The organism is Mycobacterium sp. NPDC050551 (assembly GCF_040674075.1).
Taxonomy (GTDB): Bacteria; Actinomycetota; Actinomycetes; order Mycobacteriales; family Mycobacteriaceae; genus Mycobacterium.
Window position 1 is genome coordinate 187,720 of the sequence record NZ_JBFARC010000001.1, and the last position, 20,023, is coordinate 207,742.

The window sequence follows — 20,023 nt, forward strand, 5'->3', positions numbered from 1 at the left end:
GGTATCCTAGAAGATACTGTAACCATTACAGTATTTCGGCGGAATCGATGGCGGATCGGCCCGCGCTGGGGAGACCGGGGAAGAGACTGACATGCCGTCCGACCTGCCGAAGAGCGGTGAGGGAGCCGCCGACGCGGCGCCGCAGGCCCGCACCACGTGGTCCGAGAAGCGCTTCCAAACCGTGCTGGACCTCCTGCAGGAGGGCGTCGTCATCATGGACAGCGACGGGCACTTCGAGTTCACCAACGCCGCGGCCCGGCGCATCCTCGGCGCCGACGCGCGCGATCTGGTCGGCGTGCACCACAGCGACCAGGGTGTCGACCTCCCCCTGTACGACGCGCACGGTCAGGAGATGACCTCCGAGCAGCACCCCATCCACTGGATCCAGCGCACCGGGATGACGCTCAGCGGCGAGGTGGTGGGCGTCGACCGCATCGACGGCACCCGGATCTGGGTGACCGGCCACGGCTGCCTGCTCGAGCCGGACGACCCGCAGCACTCATCGGTGCTGTTCTCCTTCACCGACATCACCGAGCACTACGACACCCGGGAACGGTTGCGCCACGATGCCACCCACGACTGGCTGACCGGCCTGCCGAACCGGGGATTCATCCTGGAGCGCGCCGAAACCGCGCTGTCGGCGCCGGACGACGGCCGCCTGGTCGCCGCGCTGTTCATCGACCTCGACAAGCTCAAGTCGGTCAACGACCGGCACGGCCATTCCACCGGTGACGAGGTGCTGCGCATCGCGGCCCAGCGGATGCGGTCGGTCGCCCGGCCGCAGGATCTGCTGGCCAGGCTGGGCGGCGACGAATTCGTCGCGCTGCTGCTCGATCCCGTCGGCCCCGGCGAGGTCGACGAGGTGGCCGGGCGACTGCACCGGGTGCTGCTCGACGAGATCGCCGTCGGGTCCGTGCGGGTGCGCATCGGCGCCAGCATCGGCATCGCCACCGTGGCGCCCGGCGACGCCCGCACCCCCGCCGAGCTGCTGCGCGACGCCGACGTGGCGATGTATCAGGCCAAGGCGAAGGGCCCGGGCAACACGAGCCACTTCGGGGCCGCGGCTCGGTGAACCGGCGCGCTACCTCGCCCGGCGGGCCAGTCGCTCGGTGTCGGTGATCCACACCGTCTTGCCCCGCATGCGCAGCCAACCGCGCTCGGTGAAGTCGGTCAACGCCTTGTTCACCGACTCCCGTGAGGATCCCACCAGCCGCGCGATCTCCTCCTGCGTCAGGTCGTGGGTGACCCGCAGCTCGCCGTTGTCCGACACCCCGAATCGCTGCGCCAGCATCAGCAGTTGCTTGGCCACCCGGCCGGGGACGTCGGTGAAGATGAGGTCGGACAGGTTGTCGTTCGTCCGCCGCAGCCGCCGGGCCAGCACGCGCAACAGCTGTTCGGCGACCTCCGGCCGCTCGGTGAGCCAGGCGCGCAGCAGGTCGCGATCCATGCAGACGGTGCGCACCTCGGTCAGCGTCGTGACGCTCGACGTGCGCGGACCCGGGTCGAAGATGGCCAGCTCGCCGAACATGTCCGCCGGACCGAGCACGGCAAGCAGGTTCTCCCGGCCGTCCGCGGCGCGGCTGCCGATCTTGACCTTGCCCGCCACGATCACGTACAGCCGGTCACCCAGTTCGCCCTGGACGAACACGGTGTGCCCGCGGGGAAAGTCGATGGTCGGCAACCGCTCGCCGAGCGCCGCGACAGCGTCGGGCTCGACTCCCTGGAAGATTCCAGCCTTGGCCAAAATCTCGTACACCGTGTTTTCCAGTCCTCTCGGCCGCCGCTCACGCCCACTCTGGCAATGAACCTACCTGCTCGCGGGTTCGCGACCACCTGCCGAAAACAATACTGTAATCTGCACCATAGTCAGTGGACGGACCCGCATCAGGAGGTCGCTTCGGCGTGAAAGTCCCATTCACCTGGAAAGTCACCGGCTGGTTCATGATCGGCTGGTCGCCGGAGTTCCCCGTTGGCGAGGTCCGTCCGATCGAGTATTTCGGCGAGGAACTGGTCGCCTACCGCGACGATTCCGGCGACCTGCACGTGCTCGAGGGCCATTGCAAACACCTCGGCGCCCACATCGGACACGGCGGGAAGGTGGTGGGCGACTGTGTCGAGTGCCCCTTCCACGGCTGGCGCTGGGGGCCCGACGGCACCAACCGCCACATCCCCTACCAGCCGGACCGGCCGAACCGCGGACTGACGCTGCGGACGTACCCGGTGCGCGAACAGTACGACTGCGTCTTCATGTGGCACCATCCCGACGGCAAGGAGCCGCAGTGGCCACTTCCCGACATCTTCCACAAGTTCCCCCAGTTCGAGACCGACGCCGGCGCGTACTACCGGCCCTATCCCGAGTTCTCCCGGCGAGCCGACGGAGAACCGGTGCATCCGCAGATCGTCGCCGAGAACGGTCCTGACAGTTCACATTTCCACTATGTGCACGGCGCCACCGTGACGCCGGTGTGCCTGGAGTGGGAAGCCGTCGCCGAGGAATGGCGGTTCCTCACCGGCTGGCCGGACGCCCGCAGCGACGACCCGAGCTCGATGGCGCTGCGGATCCACAGTCACTTCTCCGGACTCGGCTTCGCGATGAGCGCCTTCGAGGGCTCGTCGAACCACCGCCTGATCTTCGCCTGCACGCCGGTCGACGACGAGGTGTCGAACCTCTTCTACTCGATCTGGTGGCCGAAGCTGCCCGGTGAGACGTCGGACGTGCCGCCCGAACAGGTGCGCAGCCACGTGGAGAAGCGGTTCCTCCGCACGGTGTGGGAGGACCTCGACATCTGGCGCTACCAGCGCTACGTCGAGCACCCGCCGCTGGCCAGGATCGACGCCGAACCGTACATGGCGATGCGCAAGTGGGCCAGGCAGTTCTACGACGTCGCCGCCGCCCTGGCATGAGGACGCCGCTGCCCGAGCTCGTCGCCCCTGCGCACACCGCCGTCGTCACCCAGGAACTGCAGGGCGCGGTCGTCGGGCCGCACGCCGGGTTGGCGGTGCTCGCCCAGGAGGCCGCCCGGGTGGCGCTGCCCAACATCGCCCGGCTGCTGCCCGCGGCCCGCACCGCGGGCACCCAGGTGGTGCACTGCCTGGTGCACCGCCGGGCGGACGGCCGCGGGTCGAACCACAACGCGCGGCTGTTCACGGCCGGCGCCCGCCAGGTCGACATCACCCCGGGTGGCGACGGTGCCACGCTGCTGCCCGAATTCGGTCCCGAGGACGCCGATCTGACACTGACCCGGTGGCACGGCGTCGGTCCGATGGGCGGCACCGACCTCGACGCGGTGCTGCGCAATCTCGGGGTGACGACGATCGTGGCGGTCGGTGTCTCGCTGAACATCGCGATCCCGAATCTGGTGATGGATGCGGTGAACGCGGGCTACCGGGTGGTGCTGCCGCGCGACGCGGTGGCCGGGGTGCCTGCCGAGTACGGGGCCGCCGTCATCGACAACAGCCTCTCGCTGCTGGCGACGATCACCAGCACCGACGACCTCATCGCCGCCTGGGCGCCGTGACCGACAACGAGACGACCGGCCCCGAAACCCGCGGCTTCCCGGAGATCACGCCGGTCGACGCGCCGCCTGAACTGGAGCGGTTCGCCGCGGCCGTGCGGCGGTTACAGGATCTGGCGGTGTCGACCAGTCCGCCCGGCGCGACGTGGACGGCCGCCTCCGAGCAGATCGAGCGCGTGTGCGCCGACCTGGAACCGCACGCAGTGCCCGACGGGCAGGCACCGGCCGGGCGCGCGACGACGCTGCCCGGTCTGGGCCATCCGCTGATGCCGCCGTGGACGTTCACCGCCGCCGACCGCGACGGCAACGTCACGATGGCGGGCCACTTCAGCAGGTTTCACGTCGGCGGCAACATGGCCGTGCACGGCGGTGTCATCCCGCTGTTCTACGACTGGCATTTCGGCATGATCGTGTCGGCCGCGGGCCGGCCCATCAGCCGCACCGCCTACCTGCACGTCGACTACCGTGCCGTCACGCCGATCGATGCACCGCTGATCAGCCGGGGCCGCATCGAGCGACTCGACGGCCGGAAGGCCTTCCTGACGGCCACCATGACCGACGCCGACGGCACGGTGCTGTCCGAGGCCAACGGCCTGATGATCAAGCTTCTCCCGCACCAGCCCTGACGAGGAGTCAGCCCCATGGAGTTCACCGTGCCCGCCGTGCTCGACGCGATCGCCGCCGCGCTGCCCGACCGGGTCCTGCTGTGCCAGGGCGGGCGCAGGCACACCTACACCGACGTCGCCGAGCGGTCCAACCGGCTGGCGTCCTATCTGCACGCACGCGGGCTGGGTTGTCACACAGCGCGATCCGCGCTGGCGGGCCACGAGGTCGGCCAGGACCTGCTCGGCATCTACGCCTACAACGGCCACAAATACGTCGAGGCGCTGCTCGGCTCGTTCCGGGCCCGCGTGGCGCCGTTCAACGTCAACTACCGCTACGTCGCCGACGAACTGCAGTATCTGCTCGCCGACGCCGGCGCCTCGGCCCTGGTGTACCACGCCGCGTTCGCGCCCCGGGTGGCCGAGATCCTGCCCGGCCTAACGGGTTTGAAGGTGCTCATCCAGATCGCCGACGATTCGGGTAACGAACTGCTCGACGGCGCCGTCGACTACGAGGCCGCGCTGGCCGCAGGCAGCCCCGAGCCCCCGGACGTTCACCCCTCACCCGACGACCTCTATGTGCTCTACACCGGTGGCACCACCGGAATGCCGAAGGGCGTCCTGTGGCGCCAGCACGACATCTTCGTCACGTCGTTCGGCGGTCGCGACCTGTTCGCCGGCACGGTGTTCGACTCCTACGCGGCCCTCGCGGAGCGCGCCGCGGCGAATCCGGGCATGAAACTGATGGTGCTCCCGCCGCTGATGCACGGCGCCGCGCAGTGGGCGGTGATGACCGCGCTGACCACGGGTCAGACCGTGGTGTTCTCGACGGTGGTCGACCGGTTCGACGCCGACGAGATCGTCGCCACGGTCGAGCGTGAGCAGGTGATGGTGGCGACGGTGGTGGGCGACGCGATGGCGCGCCCGCTGGCCGCGGCCATCGAGAAGGCGGGCGACACAACGCTGGCGGTGGTGGCCAACGGCGGTGCGCTGCTGACGCCGACCACCAAACAGCGGCTGATCGACGCCAAACCCGGCCTGGTGGTCGTCGACGGCGTCGGCTCCTCCGAGACGGGCGCCCAACTCACCCACATGTCCGCGCCGGGCGCCGTGTCGACGGGCCGGTTCAAGCCCGGACCCGACACTGTCGTGGTGTCCGAGGAGCTCACCGAGGTCCTGGCGCCCGGCCACGACGGCATCGGCTGGCTCGCCCAGCGCGGCTACGTGCCGTTGGGCTACAAGGGCGACGCCGCCAAGACCGCGGCCACCTTCCCGGTCGTGGCGGGGGTGCGCTACGCCGTGCCCGGTGACCGCGCCCGCCACCTGGACGCCGACGTCGTCGAGCTGCTCGGCCGTGATTCGGTGACCATCAACTCTGGCGGCGAGAAGATCTTCGCCGAAGAGGTGGAGACGGCCATCGCTTCACATCCCGCGGTCGCCGACGTGGTGGTCGCGGCCCGGCCCAGCGAGCGGTGGGGCCAGGAGGTGGTGGCCGTGGTGGCCCTCGCCGACGGCGCCGCCGCCGACGCCGACGAGTTGATCACCCACGCCGCAACGTCGTTGGCGCGTTACAAGCTGCCGAAGGCCGTGGTGTTCCGGCCCGTACTCGTGCGCTCCCCCGCGGGTAAGGCCGACTACCGGTGGGCGCGCGAGCAGGCGGTCAGCGGTTCGTCCTGAGCCGACGGCGGGTCCTGCTGCGGGCCCGGTACAGCGCGAGGTCCGAGATGAGCCTCATCGAGCCGGTGAACGGCAGCGCCGCTCGCCCGGTGATGCTGAACGGGAGGTCGCTGCCGACCACGGTCCGGTGATGGCTGAACGTGTCGAAGCCGGCCTTCCCGTGATAAGCCCCACTGCCGCTGCGGCCCACCCCGCCGAATGGCGCGGCCGACGGGATCATCTGGGCGGCGAAGTCGTTGCGCGCCACCCCACCGCTGCGGGTGTGGCGCACGAAGTGCCGGAAGTCGTCGTCGTCGGGCCCGAACCAGTACGTCACCAGTGGCGCGGGCCGCCGGTTGAGGTAGTCGACGGTCTCGGCCAGGTCGCCGTAACCACGCACCTCGAGCACCGGCCCGAAGACCTCCTCCTCGGCGATGAGCATGGTGTCGTCGACGTCGCGGACGATCGTCGGGGCGATCTTGCGCGACACGGCGTCGGGCAGCGTCTCCCCGGGCGGGACGACGGAGTCGATCCGCGCGCCGCGTTCCCGGGCATCCTCGATCAACCGCACCACCCGGTCGAAGTTGGCCTGGTTGACCGACGAGCAGTAGTCGGCGTTCGCGATGACGGCCGGGTAGGTGTCACGCAGTGTCCGGCAGACGGTGTCGACGAACCGCTGCACCCGGTCCTCGGGGACGAAGACGTAGTCCGGGCAGACGCACACCTGACCGCCGTTGACCATGCGGGCGTGTGCGATGCGCGTCGCCGCCCGGTCGATGTCGGCGTCGCGCGCCACCACGACGGGGTTCTTGCCGCCCAGTTCGAGGGTGACCGGCACGAGGTGGCGGGCGGCCGCCTGCTGCACCAGCGCGCCGACGGTGGGCGAGCCGGTGAAGAACAGGTGGTCGAACGGCAGTCCGGCGAACACCGCCGCGACATCGGCTCCGCCGGTGACGATCTCGAGTTCGCATGCGTCGAAGTAGCGCGGCGCGAGAGTGCGCATGAGCTCGGCCGTGTGCGGCGTGATCTCGGACATCTTGATCATCACGCGGTTGCCCGCGGCGAAGGCCGCGGACGCGGGCAGCACGGTGAGGTTGACCGGGAAGTTCCACGGCCCGATGACGCCGACGACTCCCAACGGCGACGGCTGCACCTCGGCGCGAAGGCCGAACGCCCCTGCCGCGCGCATCAACCGGTTCGGGCGCATCCAGGCGCCGAGATGGGCCCTGGTGTGTTCGATGACCGAGATCATCCCGAGGATCTCGGCGAACAGCGCGGCCGAACGGGACCGCGACCCGTAGTCGGTGGCGGTCGCGTCGACGAAGTCCTCGGTGTTGTCCAGCACCATCGCCAGCAGCCGGTCGATGCGGTTGCGCCGCAGCGCGGCGTCGGCCGGCCCGTCGGCGAGGAACGCCTGCCGCTGCGCGTCCAACGCCGACGTCAGGTCACTCGTCGCCACCGCGGGACTCCCTTCCCACCGACCGTGCCATCGGCACTGCGGTAAGCATCACGGTAACACCGGGGCAGACCGGCCCACCCGCATTGCCTCCCTCTACTGTAAGAATTACCGTAAGGTCGCGTAGTGAAGGCGCCGCCCCCAACCCCTGCTGGAGTCAGCCGTGAGTCACGTCCCCGACACCGACCACCCGGTCGACCTGTTGCGCGACCCGTACCCGCTGTTCGCCCGGCACCGCCGGGAGGCCGGGGTGTTCGAGGGTTCGGTGATGGACTGGTCGAAGACGCCCGAGGGACTGCGGCCGGACAAGCTCTACGCGGCAGTGTCATTCGACGCCGTCAACACGGTGTTCCGCGACGGCAGGCTGTTCAACTCGTCGATCTACGACCACACCATCGGGCTGTTCATCGGTCCCACGATCCTGGCGATGGAGGGCAAGCCGCACCGCGAGCATCGCAATCTCGTATCGGCGGCCTTCAAGTCGAGGTCGCTGGCGCGGTGGGAACCCGAGATCGTCCGGCCCATCTGCGACGCACTGATCGACGAGTTCGCCGAGCACGGCACCGCCGACCTGGTGCGCGACTTCACCTTCGAGTTCCCCACCAGGGTGATCTCGACGCTGCTCGGGCTGCCCGAGGAGGACCTGCCGTGGTTCCGCGCCCGCGCCGTCGAACTGATCAGCTACACGATCAAGTACAAGCGCGCCTTCGAGGCCTCCGCCGCGCTGAAGGACTACTTCCTCACCCAGATCGACCGACGCCGCTCCCAGCCGACCGAGGACATCATCGGCGACCTGGTCACCGCTGAGATCGACGGCGAGAAGCTCAGCGACGAGGCCATCTACTCGTTCCTGCGGCTGCTGCTGCCCGCCGGCCTTGAGACCACCTACCGGTCCTCGGGAAATCTGCTGTACCTGCTGCTGAGCCATCCCGACCAGTTCGCGGCGGTACGCGCCGACAGTGACCTGATCGCGGCCGCCATCGAGGAGGGGCTGCGGTACGAGACGCCGTTGACCACCGTGCAGCGATTCTCCACCGAGGATACCGAACTCGCAGGCGTGCCGATCCCCGCCGGATCGGTGATCGACGTCTGCATCGGCTCGGCCAACCGGGACGAATCCCGCTGGGAGCGGCCGGAGGAGTTCGACATCTTCCGCAAGCGGGTCCCGCACATCACCTTCGCGGCCGGCGAACACACCTGCTTGGGGCTGCATCTCGCGCGGATGGAGACCCGGGTGGCGCTGGAGTGCCTGCTGACGCGCCTCGACGACATCACGCTGGTCACCGACGACGACCCGCACATCTGGGGTCAGCCGTTCCGGTCGCCCAGGCAGCTGCCGGTGACGTTCACCTCGAAGGGCTGAGCCCTACGCCCGCCGGGGAGTCCGGTGGGCGATGGTCTTGGTCTCCAGGTACTGCTCGAAACCCTCGAGCCCGCACTGGCGGCCGACACCGGAGTTCTTGTATCCGCCGAACGGGGCGTCGGCGCCGTAGTACATCCCGCCGTTGACGCCGAGGGCTCCGCTGCGGATCCGCCGCGCGATGGCCAGGCCACGGTCCGTGGATCCGGACATCACCGCCCCGGCCAGACCGAACGGGCTGTCGTTGGCGATCCGCACGGCGTGGTCATCGTCGTCGAACGGCAGCACAACCAGCACCGGGCCGAAGATCTCGTCGCGGGCGATGGCCGCCGAATTGTCGACCCCCACCACGACGGTCGGCGCCACGAAGTGACCGCCGCGCAGGTCGTCGGACAGGTCGTCGAACGATGTTCCGCCGGTGGTGATCTCGGCACCTTCGCGACGCGCCTGCTCGCACGCTTCGAGCACCCGTCGCTTCTGCCTGGCGCTGATCAACGGACCGACCAGCGTCTGCGGCAATGCCGGATCTCCCACCGGCAGCATGGCGAACGCCGCGGTGACACCGGCGACGACGTCGTCGTAGCGCGACCGGTGCACCAGCAGCCGTGTCGTGGAGGCGCAGGCCTGGCCTGCGTGCACGCACACACCCGCTGCGGCGGGGATCACCCTCGCCGGGTCGACGTCCTCGGTGACGACGAGCGCCGACTTGCCGCCCAGCTCCAGGAACGTCCGCTTCATCGACTCCGCGCCGAGCCGGGTCAGTAGCTTGCCGACGGCGGTCGACCCGGTGAAGGAGATCATGTCCACCCGCGGGTCGGTCGCCAGCAGTTCGGCCACCTCGTTCGACGGTGTCGGTACGACGTTGAGGACACCGGCGGGGATGTCGGTGCGCTCGGCGACGAGCCTGCCGAGCCGGGTGGCGTTCCACGGGGTGTGCGGGTCGGGCTTGAGCACCACCGTGTTGCCGGCCGCCAGCGCCGGACCGAGCTTGTTGAGGATCACCTCGACCGGGAAGTTCGACGGTGTAATTGCCGCGACGACGCCCACCGGCTCCTTGACCACCGTGCGCACGTTGCGGTCGCCGAACAGGCCACCGCCGTCGAGCACCCGCTGCCACCCGAAGTCGTCGATCAGCACGGCGGGATAGCGCAGCGCCTCAGCGAGCGGCCAGTCGAGTTGCGCTGTGGCCACGGTCATCTCGGGGCAGCCCACCTCGGCGATCAATTCCTCGCGCAACTCGTCGCGCTCGGCCGCCAGCGCCTCCTGCAGCTGGGCCAGGCAGCGCTTGCGCAGCACGCGGTTGGTCGACCAGTCGGAGTCGTCGAACGCCCGGCGGGCCGCGGCGACGGCGCGCAGCATGTCCGGCGCGTCGGCGGCGGCGACGGTGCCCAACACGGACCCCGTCGAAGGACTCTCGTTCCCGAACTCTTCGCCGCCACGGGCGCCGACCAGTTCGCCGTCGATGAGCATGCGTGACTCGGCACGCTGCGCGGCACGCCTGCCGATGTCGACACTGGGGGCGGACTCCCGCGCTGCAACCTCGCTCATGCCCGTCTCCGTCTCCATTTCGACTAAGATACTGTAAGAGTTACAGTTGCGATACGCTCGGCTTCTGATCACGGAGGTGCGCATGAACGACGTCGCCATCATCGGGGTCGGCCTGCACCCCTTCGGCCGCTTCGAGGGCAAGTCCGCGATGCAGATGGGTGTCGAGGCGATCTTCGCGGCCGTCGCCGACGCGGGCGTCGAATGGCGCGACATCGGCGCCGCATCCGGTGGCAGCTGGACGGTCGCCAACCCCGACGCGATCGTCGGCATGGTCGGACTGTCCGGCATCCCGTTCACCAACGTGTTCAACGCCTGCGCCACGGCGGCGAGCGCCGCGAAGGTGTGCGCCGACGGCATCCGGCTCGGCGACTACGACATCGGTATCGCCGTCGGCCTGGACAAGCATCCCCGCGGCGCGTTCACCGAGGATCCCGCCCTGGTGGGGATGCCGGCCTGGTACGCCGAGAACGGGCAGTACCTCACGACGCAGTTCTTCGGCATGAAGGCCAATCGCTACCTGCACGACCACGACATCTCCCAGCAGACGCTGGCGAAGGTGGCGGCCAAGAACTTCCGCAACGGCGCGCTGAACCCGAACGCGTTCCGGCGTAAGCCGATGTCGGAGGAGCAGATCCTGGGCTCCGCCATGCTCAACTACCCGCTGACGCAGTACATGTTCTGCGCGCCCGACGAGGGCGCCGCCGCGGTGGTGATGTGCCGCGCCGACATCGCGCACCGCTACACCTCGAAGCCGGTGTACCTGCGCGCGGTCGAGGTGCGCACCCGCAGCTACGGCGCCTACGAGGTGAACACCACGTTCGCGCCGGTCGAGGAGGGCCTCTCCCCCACCGTCTACGCGGCACGGGCGGCGTTCGAAAAGGCCGGGGTGGCGCCCGCGGACGTCGACGTCGTCCAATTGCAGGACACCGATGCCGGCGCGGAGATCATCCACATGGCCGAATGCGGGTTCTGCGCCGACGGCGAGCAGGAGAAGCTGCTGGCCGACGGGGCCACCGAGATCACCGGCACGCTCCCGGTCAACACCGACGGCGGGCTGATCGCCAACGGCGAGCCGATCGGCGCCTCGGGGCTGCGCCAGATCCACGAGTTGGTGCGCCAACTCCGCGGCGAGGCCGGCGACCGGCAGGTGCCGGGCGAGCCGAAGGTCGGCTTCGCCCAGCTCTACGGCGCCCCCGGCACGGCCGGCGCCACCGTCCTGACCACCTGACGTTCCGCGGGCCGACGCGAGCGTGCGTGTCTGCTGCCCGACACGCGGTCGCGGGGCAGCAATCGTGCACCTTCGCGGCGTGGAGAGCGCGCGCCGTGTCCTATGACAGCATCGGGAACCATGCGCCGACTCGACGACACCGAAGTGGCGGACCTGCTCGACAGCGATGCCGTCGCGCGGCTGGCGACCATCGACGCGGACGGCTATCCGCACGTGACGCCGATCTGGTTCCTGTGGGCCGACGGGCTGATCCGCCTCACCAGTTACGCGGACCGGCCGCACCTCGACCGCGTCCGGGTCGATCCGCGCGTCGGCCTGGTGATCGACACCGAGGCCGCCCAGCGCTCCGACGGCGAACGGCCGAACCGTCAGGTGCGGATCATCGGTGACGCGACCGTCGCCGTCGATATCGGCGGCGAATGGACGCGACGTATCCGGCGCAAGTACCTCGGCTCAGCGGCCGAAGCGCCGCCGTCGACCGGTGAACGAGCGGTGATCACGCTCCGGCCGAGACACTTTCACGCCGTCGCCAGCGTGTGAGCGTGCGCGTTTGTTGCCTCGACACGGCGTGTCCGGCAGCAGACGCGCACTCTCGCGGAGCCCAGCTACAACGAGACCAGGCCGCGGGGCAGCGGGAGGATGTCGGCGTAGGTGACGATGCCGGGCGCCGCCGCGACGACCTTCGGGATGGCGTTGATGGCCGGCATCGCCGTCAGGATCATCGGCAGCCGCATGAAGTCGCTCATGGTGGTGCCCGCGAAGTCCGGCGGCGGTGAGATGTCCACGCGCAGATCGATGTTCGGTCAGCCCTCGACCTTGATGCGGTGCCCGGTGTCGATCGGCCAGTCGGGTTCGAGCGTCTGACCCTTGCGCCACACGAACTTCAGCTCGACGATGCTCCGGCCCGCCACCTTGCCGTGCCAGCTGAACGCGATTCCCGCGACGCACCCGGCGGCGATGGTCCACGAGCCGAGGTCGACGTCGGCGGTGGTCTCGGCGTACTCGGCCTCGCAGACCACCTCGTCGAACTCCACGCCAAGGACGTCACCGAGCAGGTGCACGGCGTCGATGAACACGTCGGTGGCCTTGGCCGTCATCGCCTGCAGGCCCGGGTGGTCGATGGGATGCGAGAACCCGACCGGGATCTCCGTGGCCGGGGAGTCGTAGCCGCTGATGTCGGCCTCCTCGATGACGGTGACCTTGTCGATCCGTTCACTGCCACCCGCGGCCACCACCGCCAGCAGATCGACGAATCCGGGGTTGATGCCCGACCCGAAGATCGATGACCCGCCGTGGGCGCAGGCCTCGACGATGCGGTCGCGGCGGTCGCCCAGTGAGTGGCCGGTGATGAACGCCGCGGTGGTGACGACGTTGCAGCCGGACTCCAGGATCCGCGCCAGCTCGTCGACGTCGATCCACATCGGGTTGTAGACGACGCAGTCCGGCTTCAGCGACAGCAGCGCGTCGACGTCGTCGGTGGCGGTGACACCGACGTCGGCCAGCCCGCAGAGCTCACCGGCGTCACGGCCGACCTTGTCCTTCGACCAGGCGAAGCAGCCGACGAGGTCGAGGTCGGGGTGTGCGGCGATCGCCGCGACGGACTGCCTGCCGACGTTGCCGGTGGTCCACTGGACGACGCGGTGCTTCACGACGCCTTCTTCACCGGCGCCGAGTAGTTCGGCTTGCCCAGCCCGAGCACGTACTGGCCGATCATGTTGCGGAACACCTCGAGTGTCCCGCCGTAGATCCCGACCAGCGGTGCGAACCGGTAGACGTATTCGGCCGCACCGTCATCCGGCGCGCCGTCGGTGCCTGCGGGCAGCGCCGACGCGGTGCCCAGGATGTCCATCAGGTCGGGTGACACGTCGCGCATGCTCTGCGCCAGGGCGACCCGGCCGAAGATGTTCGGCGTGCTGATCGCGACCTCCATCCGGGCGATGCTGCGGCCGAGCCGGTAGGCGACCGAGTCGTCGTCGATGGCCCGGCGCCCGTCGGGTCCCGGCGTGCCGACCACTGCGGCGGCCCGGTCGCAGGCGGTGACCATGAAACCGCCCTGATGCATCATGATCGAAACGTCCTGTAGGCCATCGGCACTGGCCTCCACCGCGCCGTGCTCGGCGTTGAGCGGCTCGCGCAACACCGTCCAGCCGCCGTTCACCTCGCCCAGCCGGTACCTGTCGTCCACCCGGACGTCGCTGTAGTACACGATGTTCGTGCGGTCGCCGTCGACGGTGCGGATGCCCTGGATCTCGATCCCCGGCGTGTCGAGCGGCACCAGGAACATGGTGAGGCTCTGGTGTTTCGGGGCGGCGGGGTCGGTGTTGGTGATCAGGAAGACGTACTGGCAGTTGTGTGCGCCGGTGGTGAACATCTTGGAGCCGTTGACGACCCACTGGTCGCCGTCGCGCACCGCGCGGGTCTTGCAGGTGGCGATGTCGGAGCCGCCTTCGGGCTCGGTGTAACCCAGGCACAGCCGCACGTGCCCGCTGAACACCCGCGGCAGGACCTCGGCCACGAGTTCGGCGGACCCGAATCTGGCCACCGAGCGCGCGACCATCGACGTCGTCCCCCACGTCACCCATGGAACATGCGACCTGCGCTTCTCGAGTTCCCAGATTCTGCGACGCACCCGGCTGAAGCCGCCCTCGTGTGCGGGCTTCCATTCGCCCTCCAGGTAGCCGGCGGCACCCAGCGCCAGATGCACGCCCTCGTCGAAGTTGTCTCCGGTCTCCCGGTCGCGACGCAGCACCTCCTCGGTGACGTGCTCGGCGAGGAAGGCGCGGGCCTCGTCGCGGAAAAGCCGGTCGTCGTCGGACAGTTCGACGCGTGAGAAGTCCATCTCCGTTGCTCCTACCCTCGCCGTCCGGATGCGGTCTCCCGGGCGGCGACGATGCGGGCGATGCGCTTGGCACTCGCGCCCGGATCGCCGCCTGCCAGCGCCCAGCCGCGCGCCCGCACCAGATACGCCGTGGCGGCCGCCTCCGCCGACACCCCGAGTCCGCCCTGCACGTGCACCGCCATGGTGGCGGCGCGCGGCGCTTCCTCGGCCATGAACACGAACGCCGACGGCGCCAGCTCGGGTCGTTCGCCGGGTTCGTTGTCGCCGAACCAGGCCGCCCGCCGTGCCAGACCGCGGCCGCCCTGCACGGTGATGGCCATGTTGGCCAACGGATGCGAGATCCCCTGCAGTGTCGAGATCGGGACGCCGAGGGTGTAGCGGGTCTTGGCGAACTCCGCGGCGATCGTCATGGTCTCCTCGACCAGACCCACCAGTGCGGCGGCCGTCAGCACCCGCCACTCGTCGAGCGCACGCTGATACGCCGCGAGTGCCTCCGGACCCTCGGCGAGCACCGTGCGGCTGTCGGCGGCCGCGGGATCGACCCACGCCATCGGCAGCTTGCCGATGTTGTCGACCCGGGCGGGCCGGGTGTCGAAGGTGAGCCGCACGACCGCGTCGCCGTCGCGCAGCACGATGTGGTCGGCGATCGATCCCGACGGAACCAGCCGGACACCCGGTCCGTCCTCTTCCCGCGCGTCGAGTCCGACGATGCGGGTGCCGCTGACGATCTCGGCGGAGTCGGAGCCGAGCGCGCCCAGCCGGGCGAGCAGCCGGGTGGCGCAGACGTGGTCGATCCACGGCACCGGCGCGAGCGACCGTCCGATCTCCTCGGCGACCAGCGCCAGATCGACCAGCGTCGCGCCGTCACCGCCGGCGTCCTCGGGCACGGCCATGGTGGTGGCGCCCATCGCGCACAGCCGCTCCCACAGGCTCTTGTCGAAACCCGACGCCTCGGCCGCCCGAACGGTGTCGATCGAGCAGTGCGTCGTGAAGAAGTGTCGATACGCCTCCTGGACCGCCTCGTGGTCCTCGGACAGGCTGTAGTCCTGTCTGCGCAGTTCGTACCGGTCCATCGGTCAGATCTCCTCGCGTCGGCTGCCGAAGAAGAACTCCGCGGCGTTGTGGTGGAGGTAGTTGTCGAGCACGTCGGGCGGCAGGTCCAGCGCCAGCGCCTCGGGTACGACGCGGCTCTGCCGCAGCACCGGCCAGTCGGACGCGAAGATCACCTTGTCGCGCCCGCGGGTGCGCATGTAGTGCAACAGGCTGTCCGGCAACCGCTTCGGTGACCACGCCGACGTCATCAACCGGAGGTTCCGGTACTTGATGAGCAGCCGGATGGCGACGTCCCACCACGGGTCGGCGCCGTGGATCATGCAGAGCTTCAGTTCAGGGAACCGCACGCACACCCGGTCGAGGTGGATCGGGTGCTGCGCCTCTCCGGGGATGGGCGGGCCGGGTATGCCGGTGTTGACACAGAGCGGCAGTTCCAGCTCCGCGCACTTGGCGTAGAGCGGGTAGTACACGGCGTCGCTGGGCGGGTACATTCCGTCGCCCCAGAAGCTGGGTCCGACAACGGCGTACGCCACGGGTAGATCGCGCTGCACGGCGGACAACTCCCGCAGAGCGGGCACCGGGCGCAGCAGGTCGATTCCCCCGATCGCGAGGGCGAACCTGTCCGGCCGCTCGGCGACGAACTTGCGGGCCGTCACCGACGGCGTGCGCAGGTTGTCCATCAGGATCGCCTTGACGACGCCGTGGGCGTCCATCTCGTCGAGCAGCTGCGGCAGTTCGACCGGGTCGTAGAGCGAATCAGGCCCTTTGAAGTAGTCGTCGCGGACCTTGAGCATGAAGTCGGGCTGCTTGGCCGTCTCGCCGAAGTGGACGTTGACCAGGCAGTCGATGACCTGGGGTGTGGCGGCTGAGGTCATGACGGGCTCGCCACGCCGGCGCGCTGCGCCACTTCGGTTCTAGCCCAGCGGTAGTCGGCCTTGCCGTTGCCGAGCCGGCGCACCCGCTCGACGGCGAGGAACTCCTTGGGGGCCTTGAACCGGGCCAGCTGCTCGACGCAGGCGGCATGCAACGCCGACGCGTCGATGGTGTCACCGGGCTGGGACTGGACGAGGGCGACGATCTCCTGACCCCAGCGCTCGCTGTCCCGGCCGACGACGACCGCGTCGGCGACACCGGGCTGGATCCGCAGCACCGCCTCCACCTCCTCGACGAACACCTTCTCCCCTCCGGTGTTCACGACGAGCGAGTCGCGACCGAACAGCCGCATGGTGCCGTCGGCTTCGAGCGCCGCGCGATCCCCCGACACCACCACCCGCTGGCCCTCGACCACCGGGAACGTCCGTCGGGTCGCGTCGCGATCGTCGAAGTAGCCCAAGGGGATCCGCCCCGTGCGTACCACCCAGCCGACGGTGTCCTCGCCGGGTGACACGAACCGGGTGAGGTCGTCGGAGGCGATCGTGCCGCCGACGCGCAAGTCGAACGTGTCCCGGCTGCTGCCCTGGCTGCTGTGGCCGAAAGCCACGTTGCCCGTCTCCGAGGAGCCGTACCCGTTGATCAGCGTGAGCTGCGGCAACAGGTCCAGCAGCGCGGCGCGGTGCTTGGGGTTGGTCGCGGCGCCACCGGTACCGATCGCGTACAGCGCCGACAGGTCGTAATGACGCCGCTTCAGCTCCTCGATCAGCGGTGCGGCGTATGCGTCGCCGACCATCGTCATCAGGCCGACCTTCTCCCGCTCGGCGGTCTCCCACACCGCCTTCGGGTCGAACCGGGTCCGGTCGTCGTAGACGACGACGGTCTGGCCGGCCAGCGCCCCGGAGAAGACGGTCCACAGCCCGGCGGCGTGCATCAGCGGCGACACGGCGAACCAGGGTGCCCCAGGGGTGCTGCTCACCCGCTCGTGGATCTCGGCGACCGATTCGTGGTCGGCACCCACCATCGACGACACGTAGGAATCGCTCTGCCGCCACAGCACGCCTTTCGGCCTGCCCGTGGTCCCACCCGTGCAGTACATGATCAGGTCGTCCGGTGATCCGGTGATGCGGCGTTCCGGATCACCCTGTCCCAGAGCCTCTTCGAGCGGTACCGCGCCTGCGAGGTCGGCCACGTCACTGCCGTCGTCCACGGCGACGAGCAGGTCCGCGCCGACCGGGGGCAGCACGTCGGCGAACTTCGCGCCCAGTGAACGGTGGTAGACGACGGCCCTGGGCTTGACGTACTCGAGGAGTTCCGCCACTTCGCGCGGCGTGTAGTTGTGGTTGACGTTCACGGGCACTGTCCGGGACTTCAGACAGCCCACCACCATCTCGGGGTAGCGGTCGTTGTACATGATCAGCGCGACACGATCCTGGCCGCACTCCCAGTTGTCCAGTGCATCCCGCTCGCAGTGGGCGCCGAATCCCCTGTCGGCGAGGAAGTTCGCGAACCGCCTGCTGTTGTCCGCCATCTGCCGGTAGGTGGTGCGGCGGTCACCGCAGACCGTCATCGTGCGCTCACCGACGGCGTCGGCGACGGCGTCGACGACGTCGCCTATCGTCCACTCAGCCATGACCGGGGTCAGGCGTTCGCTGTGACGTCGACGCCGAGCAGGGTGAGCGCGTTGTCCCGCATCACCTTCCGGGTGTCCTCGGCGCTGAATTCGGGGAACTGCGGGATGTCGGCGGTGAAGGTCATCGGATCAGCCAGGCCCTCACCGTGCGGCCAGTCCGATCCGAACAGGATCTTGTCCACGCCGATGGTCTCGGCGAGCAGCTTCACGTCGTCCTCGTAGTACGGGGCGATCCAGACGTTGTTGCGCAGCTGCTCCACCGGATCCTCCTTGAAGTGGTGGGGCGCCGTGTTCGCGGCCTTCTTCAGCCGCTTGATCAGCCGGTGGACGAAGTACGAGCCGTTCTCGATGCTGGCGACCCGCAGGGTGGGATGCCGGGTGAAGACCTGGTGGACGATCATCGCGGCCATCGAGTCGTGGATGGCGCGGTCGTCGAGCAGCACCTGGTCGAGCGGGTCCTTCTTGCCGAACCCCTCGAACGTCGCCTTGCCACCCCAGAGCGCCGCGATCGCCAGGTAGCCGCTGTCGGACAGGTGGAACACCACCGGCACGCCGGCTTCCGCCAGCCGAGCCCACACCGGATCGTGCGCCGGGTCGCCGAGCGAGCGCGGCTTGACCACACCGGGCACCGGGGCGGGCCGCACGCAGACGATCTTCGCGCCGCGGTGCAGGACGAACTCCACCTCCTCGACGGCCTTCTGCGGGTCGGCCAGCGAGATGATCGGCGCCGACAGGAAGCGGTGATCCGGACGGTCGAAGCCCCAGTCCTCGTCGAGCCACAGGTTGAACGCGTGCACCGAGGCCATGGTGGCGTCGATGTCGTGCTTGAGCGCCTCTTCGACGCCGCACGCGAACGTCGGCAGCATGAACACCGTCTCGAGGTTCTGCCGGTCCAGCACCGCGAGCCGCGCGTCGCGATTCTGGTACTCGGGATGGTCGGCCAGGCGGTCCACCTTCATCAGCGAGGCCGGGTCGACACCTTCGGGGATCTCGCCGCGGAAGAGCAGATCTAGACACCCCGGCTCGATGATCGGGTCGAAGGTCGGGTTCGGGATGAAGTGGTTGACGACGCCACCCATGACGGCGAAGGTTCGCTTGCCTTCGGTGAGCATCTGGACGCCACGGCGCTTGAACTCCTTGGGCAGGTGCCGGGTGAAGGAGTCGATCGGCTCGTAGTAGTGGTTGTCCACGTCGATGGCGCGGTAGTCCAACGTCATTCGGCTGAATCCTTTCCGGTGGCTGTCGCCTCGCCCATCGGCGGGAAGTTCGGTGGCCGCTTCTCGAAGAACGCCGTGATGCCCTCGATGAAATCGGGCCGCAGCATCGACTCGTGCATGAGCCGCTCGGCCCTCGCGCTGGTCTCCACCACTGTGCTCATGGCGTCCCCGTAGAGCTGCTGCTTGATCACCGCCAGCGCGCTCGGCGCACAGTTCGCCGCGATGTCCTCCGCGTAGGCCATCGCGGTCGGCATCAGCTCGTCGGCGGGCACGACGGCCTTGACCAGTCCCAGTTCGGCGGCCTCTTCGGCGTAGAACACCCGGCCGCTCAGCAGCAGGTCCATGGCCGCACCCCAGCCCACCACCCGCGGCAGGATCCACGAGATCCCGTACTCCGCAATGAGTCCGCGGCGGGCGAACGACGTGGTGAACTTCGCGCCCGCGGCGGCGAACCGCACGTCGCACATCAGCGCCTGGGTGAGCCCGATGCCGGCGCAGGCACCGTTGACCGCGGCGATGATCGGCTTCTGCAGCGATGTGACGAAGTGCGGGTGCCGCTCGCCGACCATCTTGGTGACGTCGGTGCCGCCGCCGGTGGAGGCGCCCTCGATCGACGACAGGTCGCCCATGTCGGCGCCCGCACAGAAAGCCCGCCCGCTGCCGGTCAGCACCACCACCCGGACCGCGGGGTCGGCTTCGGCGGCGTCGAGCGCCGAGTAGAAGCCGGCCGCGAGGCCGCCACCCCAGGCGTTCATCCGCTCGGGCCGGTTGAACGTCACCACCGCCACGCCCGTGTCGTGGACGTCGTAGCGGACGGCGTCGTTGCCGCCGCGCGCACGATCGGCCACGGCTTCCGCGATGCCCTCGGGCGCACCGGCCAAGTCGACCTCCTCGGACGTGTCACCAGCTGGACGAATGGACATACTGTACACCTATCGGTAGTGCCTTCCGCAACAGCCTGGCGAGGCGCTGAGTGGGCCCATTCGACCCCGTCCGGGCAACGTCGCCTGCGGTCGTCACCTCGACCTCCCTCGTCGATGGAATCC

General features: G+C 69.3%; 17 protein-coding genes and 1 pseudogene. 8 read left to right on the top strand and 10 right to left on the bottom strand.

Translation table 11 applies throughout. The features are described 5' to 3' along the window. Positions 1-91: 91 nt before the first annotated feature. Positions 92-1,072 carry a sensor domain-containing diguanylate cyclase gene (locus AB0K11_RS00950; RefSeq protein ID WP_364971493.1) on the top strand — a complete coding sequence of 327 codons (981 nt, stop codon included), beginning with the start codon at positions 92-94 and terminating at the stop codon, positions 1,070-1,072. Positions 1,073-1,081: 9 nt separating this feature from the next. Here AB0K11_RS00950 and AB0K11_RS00955 read toward each other — a convergent pair whose 3' ends face one another. Next, entirely contained in the window at positions 1,082-1,756 is a 675-nt protein-coding gene (locus tag AB0K11_RS00955) for a Crp/Fnr family transcriptional regulator (RefSeq protein WP_364971494.1), read from the bottom strand. Between the two features lie 146 nt (positions 1,757-1,902). Between AB0K11_RS00955 and AB0K11_RS00960 the strand changes: the two genes are divergently transcribed. Genes AB0K11_RS00960 through AB0K11_RS00975 form a run of 4 tightly spaced genes read left to right on the top strand, consistent with a single transcriptional unit; the run spans position 1,903 to position 5,794 of the window. Next, positions 1,903-2,904 (top strand): Rieske 2Fe-2S domain-containing protein, encoded by a 1,002-nt coding sequence (locus AB0K11_RS00960; protein WP_364971495.1) that lies wholly within the window; start codon positions 1,903-1,905, stop codon positions 2,902-2,904. Next, positions 2,901-3,518, top strand: a complete 618-nt coding sequence (locus tag AB0K11_RS00965; RefSeq protein ID WP_364971496.1) for a cysteine hydrolase — start codon at positions 2,901-2,903, stop codon at positions 3,516-3,518. Before AB0K11_RS00960 ends, AB0K11_RS00965 begins: the two co-directional genes overlap by 4 nt. Beyond that, positions 3,515-4,141 (top strand): PaaI family thioesterase, encoded by a 627-nt coding sequence (locus AB0K11_RS00970; RefSeq protein ID WP_364971497.1) that lies wholly within the window; start codon positions 3,515-3,517, stop codon positions 4,139-4,141. Before AB0K11_RS00965 ends, AB0K11_RS00970 begins: the two co-directional genes overlap by 4 nt. A 15-nt stretch (positions 4,142-4,156) precedes the next feature. Then, entirely contained in the window at positions 4,157-5,794 is a 1,638-nt protein-coding gene (locus AB0K11_RS00975; protein WP_364971498.1) for an acyl-CoA synthetase, read from the top strand. Here AB0K11_RS00975 and AB0K11_RS00980 read toward each other — a convergent pair. After that, positions 5,778-7,232, bottom strand: a complete 1,455-nt coding sequence (locus AB0K11_RS00980; protein ID WP_364971499.1) for an aldehyde dehydrogenase family protein — start codon at positions 7,230-7,232, stop codon at positions 5,778-5,780. The genes AB0K11_RS00975 and AB0K11_RS00980 overlap by 17 nt on opposite strands. Positions 7,233-7,392: 160 nt before the next feature. Between AB0K11_RS00980 and AB0K11_RS00985 the strand changes: the two genes are divergently transcribed. Continuing rightward, entirely contained in the window at positions 7,393-8,592 is a 1,200-nt protein-coding gene (locus tag AB0K11_RS00985; RefSeq protein WP_364971500.1) for a cytochrome P450, read from the top strand. A gap of 3 nt (positions 8,593-8,595) precedes the next feature. Here the strand turns inward: AB0K11_RS00985 and AB0K11_RS00990 are convergent, their stop codons facing one another. Next, complete coding sequence (locus AB0K11_RS00990; protein WP_364971501.1) at positions 8,596-10,137, bottom strand: aldehyde dehydrogenase family protein; 1,542 nt, start codon at positions 10,135-10,137, stop codon at positions 8,596-8,598. Positions 10,138-10,219: 82 nt separating this feature from the next. Here AB0K11_RS00990 and AB0K11_RS00995 point away from each other — a divergent pair, with 82 nt between their 5' ends. After that, entirely contained in the window at positions 10,220-11,365 is a 1,146-nt protein-coding gene (locus AB0K11_RS00995; protein ID WP_364971502.1) for a thiolase family protein, read from the top strand. A gap of 120 nt (positions 11,366-11,485) precedes the next feature. Next, positions 11,486-11,905: a pyridoxamine 5'-phosphate oxidase family protein gene (locus AB0K11_RS01000; RefSeq protein WP_364971503.1), complete on the top strand. Its 420-nt coding sequence runs from the start codon at positions 11,486-11,488 to the stop codon at positions 11,903-11,905. A gap of 65 nt (positions 11,906-11,970) precedes the next feature. Here AB0K11_RS01000 and AB0K11_RS01005 read toward each other — a convergent pair. The 7 genes and pseudogenes from AB0K11_RS01005 to AB0K11_RS01035 form a co-directional block, all read right to left on the bottom strand. Continuing rightward, a pseudogene (locus tag AB0K11_RS01005) lies at positions 11,971-13,014 on the bottom strand (dihydrodipicolinate reductase). Further along, entirely contained in the window at positions 13,011-14,204 is a 1,194-nt protein-coding gene (locus tag AB0K11_RS01010; RefSeq protein ID WP_364971504.1) for an acyl-CoA dehydrogenase family protein, read from the bottom strand. Before AB0K11_RS01010 ends, AB0K11_RS01005 begins: the two are co-directional and overlap by 4 nt. A gap of 11 nt (positions 14,205-14,215) precedes the next feature. Continuing rightward, positions 14,216-15,277, bottom strand: a complete 1,062-nt coding sequence (locus AB0K11_RS01015; RefSeq protein WP_364971505.1) for an acyl-CoA dehydrogenase family protein — start codon at positions 15,275-15,277, stop codon at positions 14,216-14,218. 3 nt (positions 15,278-15,280) lie between these two features. Next, entirely contained in the window at positions 15,281-16,132 is an 852-nt protein-coding gene (locus AB0K11_RS01020; RefSeq protein ID WP_364971506.1) for an amidohydrolase family protein, read from the bottom strand. Continuing rightward, the gene (locus AB0K11_RS01025; RefSeq protein ID WP_364971507.1) at positions 16,129-17,760 is read right to left on the bottom strand and encodes an AMP-binding protein; all 1,632 of its coding nucleotides are present in this window, start codon (positions 17,758-17,760) and stop codon (positions 16,129-16,131) included. Before AB0K11_RS01025 ends, AB0K11_RS01020 begins: the two co-directional genes overlap by 4 nt. Before the next feature lie 8 nt (positions 17,761-17,768). After that, complete coding sequence (locus AB0K11_RS01030) at positions 17,769-18,977, bottom strand: amidohydrolase family protein (protein ID WP_364971508.1); 1,209 nt, start codon at positions 18,975-18,977, stop codon at positions 17,769-17,771. Beyond that, the gene (locus tag AB0K11_RS01035) at positions 18,974-19,900 is read right to left on the bottom strand and encodes an enoyl-CoA hydratase (RefSeq protein WP_364971509.1); all 927 of its coding nucleotides are present in this window, start codon (positions 19,898-19,900) and stop codon (positions 18,974-18,976) included. The genes AB0K11_RS01030 and AB0K11_RS01035 overlap by 4 nt, the downstream gene beginning before the upstream one ends. Between the last annotated feature and the right edge of the window lie 123 nt (positions 19,901-20,023).

Bases quoted from the DNA above. Each gene is read 5' to 3' on its own strand.
- AB0K11_RS00950 (WP_364971493.1), top strand. From the start codon at position 92: ATGCCGTCCGACCTGCCGAAGAGCGGTGAGGGAGCCGCCGACGCGGCG.
- AB0K11_RS01020 (WP_364971506.1), bottom strand. From the start codon at position 16,132: ATGACCTCAGCCGCCACACCCCAGGTCATCGACTGCCTGGTCAACGTC.
- AB0K11_RS01030 (WP_364971508.1), bottom strand. From the start codon at position 18,977: ATGACGTTGGACTACCGCGCCATCGACGTGGACAACCACTACTACGAG.
- AB0K11_RS01035 (WP_364971509.1), bottom strand. From the start codon at position 19,900: ATGTCCATTCGTCCAGCTGGTGACACGTCCGAGGAGGTCGACTTGGCC.
- AB0K11_RS00975 (WP_364971498.1), top strand. From the start codon at position 4,157: ATGGAGTTCACCGTGCCCGCCGTGCTCGACGCGATCGCCGCCGCGCTG.
- AB0K11_RS01010 (WP_364971504.1), bottom strand. From the start codon at position 14,204: ATGGACTTCTCACGCGTCGAACTGTCCGACGACGACCGGCTTTTCCGC.
- AB0K11_RS00990 (WP_364971501.1), bottom strand. From the start codon at position 10,137: ATGAGCGAGGTTGCAGCGCGGGAGTCCGCCCCCAGTGTCGACATCGGC.
- AB0K11_RS00965 (WP_364971496.1), top strand. From the start codon at position 2,901: ATGAGGACGCCGCTGCCCGAGCTCGTCGCCCCTGCGCACACCGCCGTC.
- AB0K11_RS01025 (WP_364971507.1), bottom strand. From the start codon at position 17,760: ATGGCTGAGTGGACGATAGGCGACGTCGTCGACGCCGTCGCCGACGCC.
- AB0K11_RS01015 (WP_364971505.1), bottom strand. From the start codon at position 15,277: ATGGACCGGTACGAACTGCGCAGACAGGACTACAGCCTGTCCGAGGAC.
- AB0K11_RS00995 (WP_364971502.1), top strand. From the start codon at position 10,220: ATGAACGACGTCGCCATCATCGGGGTCGGCCTGCACCCCTTCGGCCGC.
- AB0K11_RS01000 (WP_364971503.1), top strand. From the start codon at position 11,486: ATGCGCCGACTCGACGACACCGAAGTGGCGGACCTGCTCGACAGCGAT.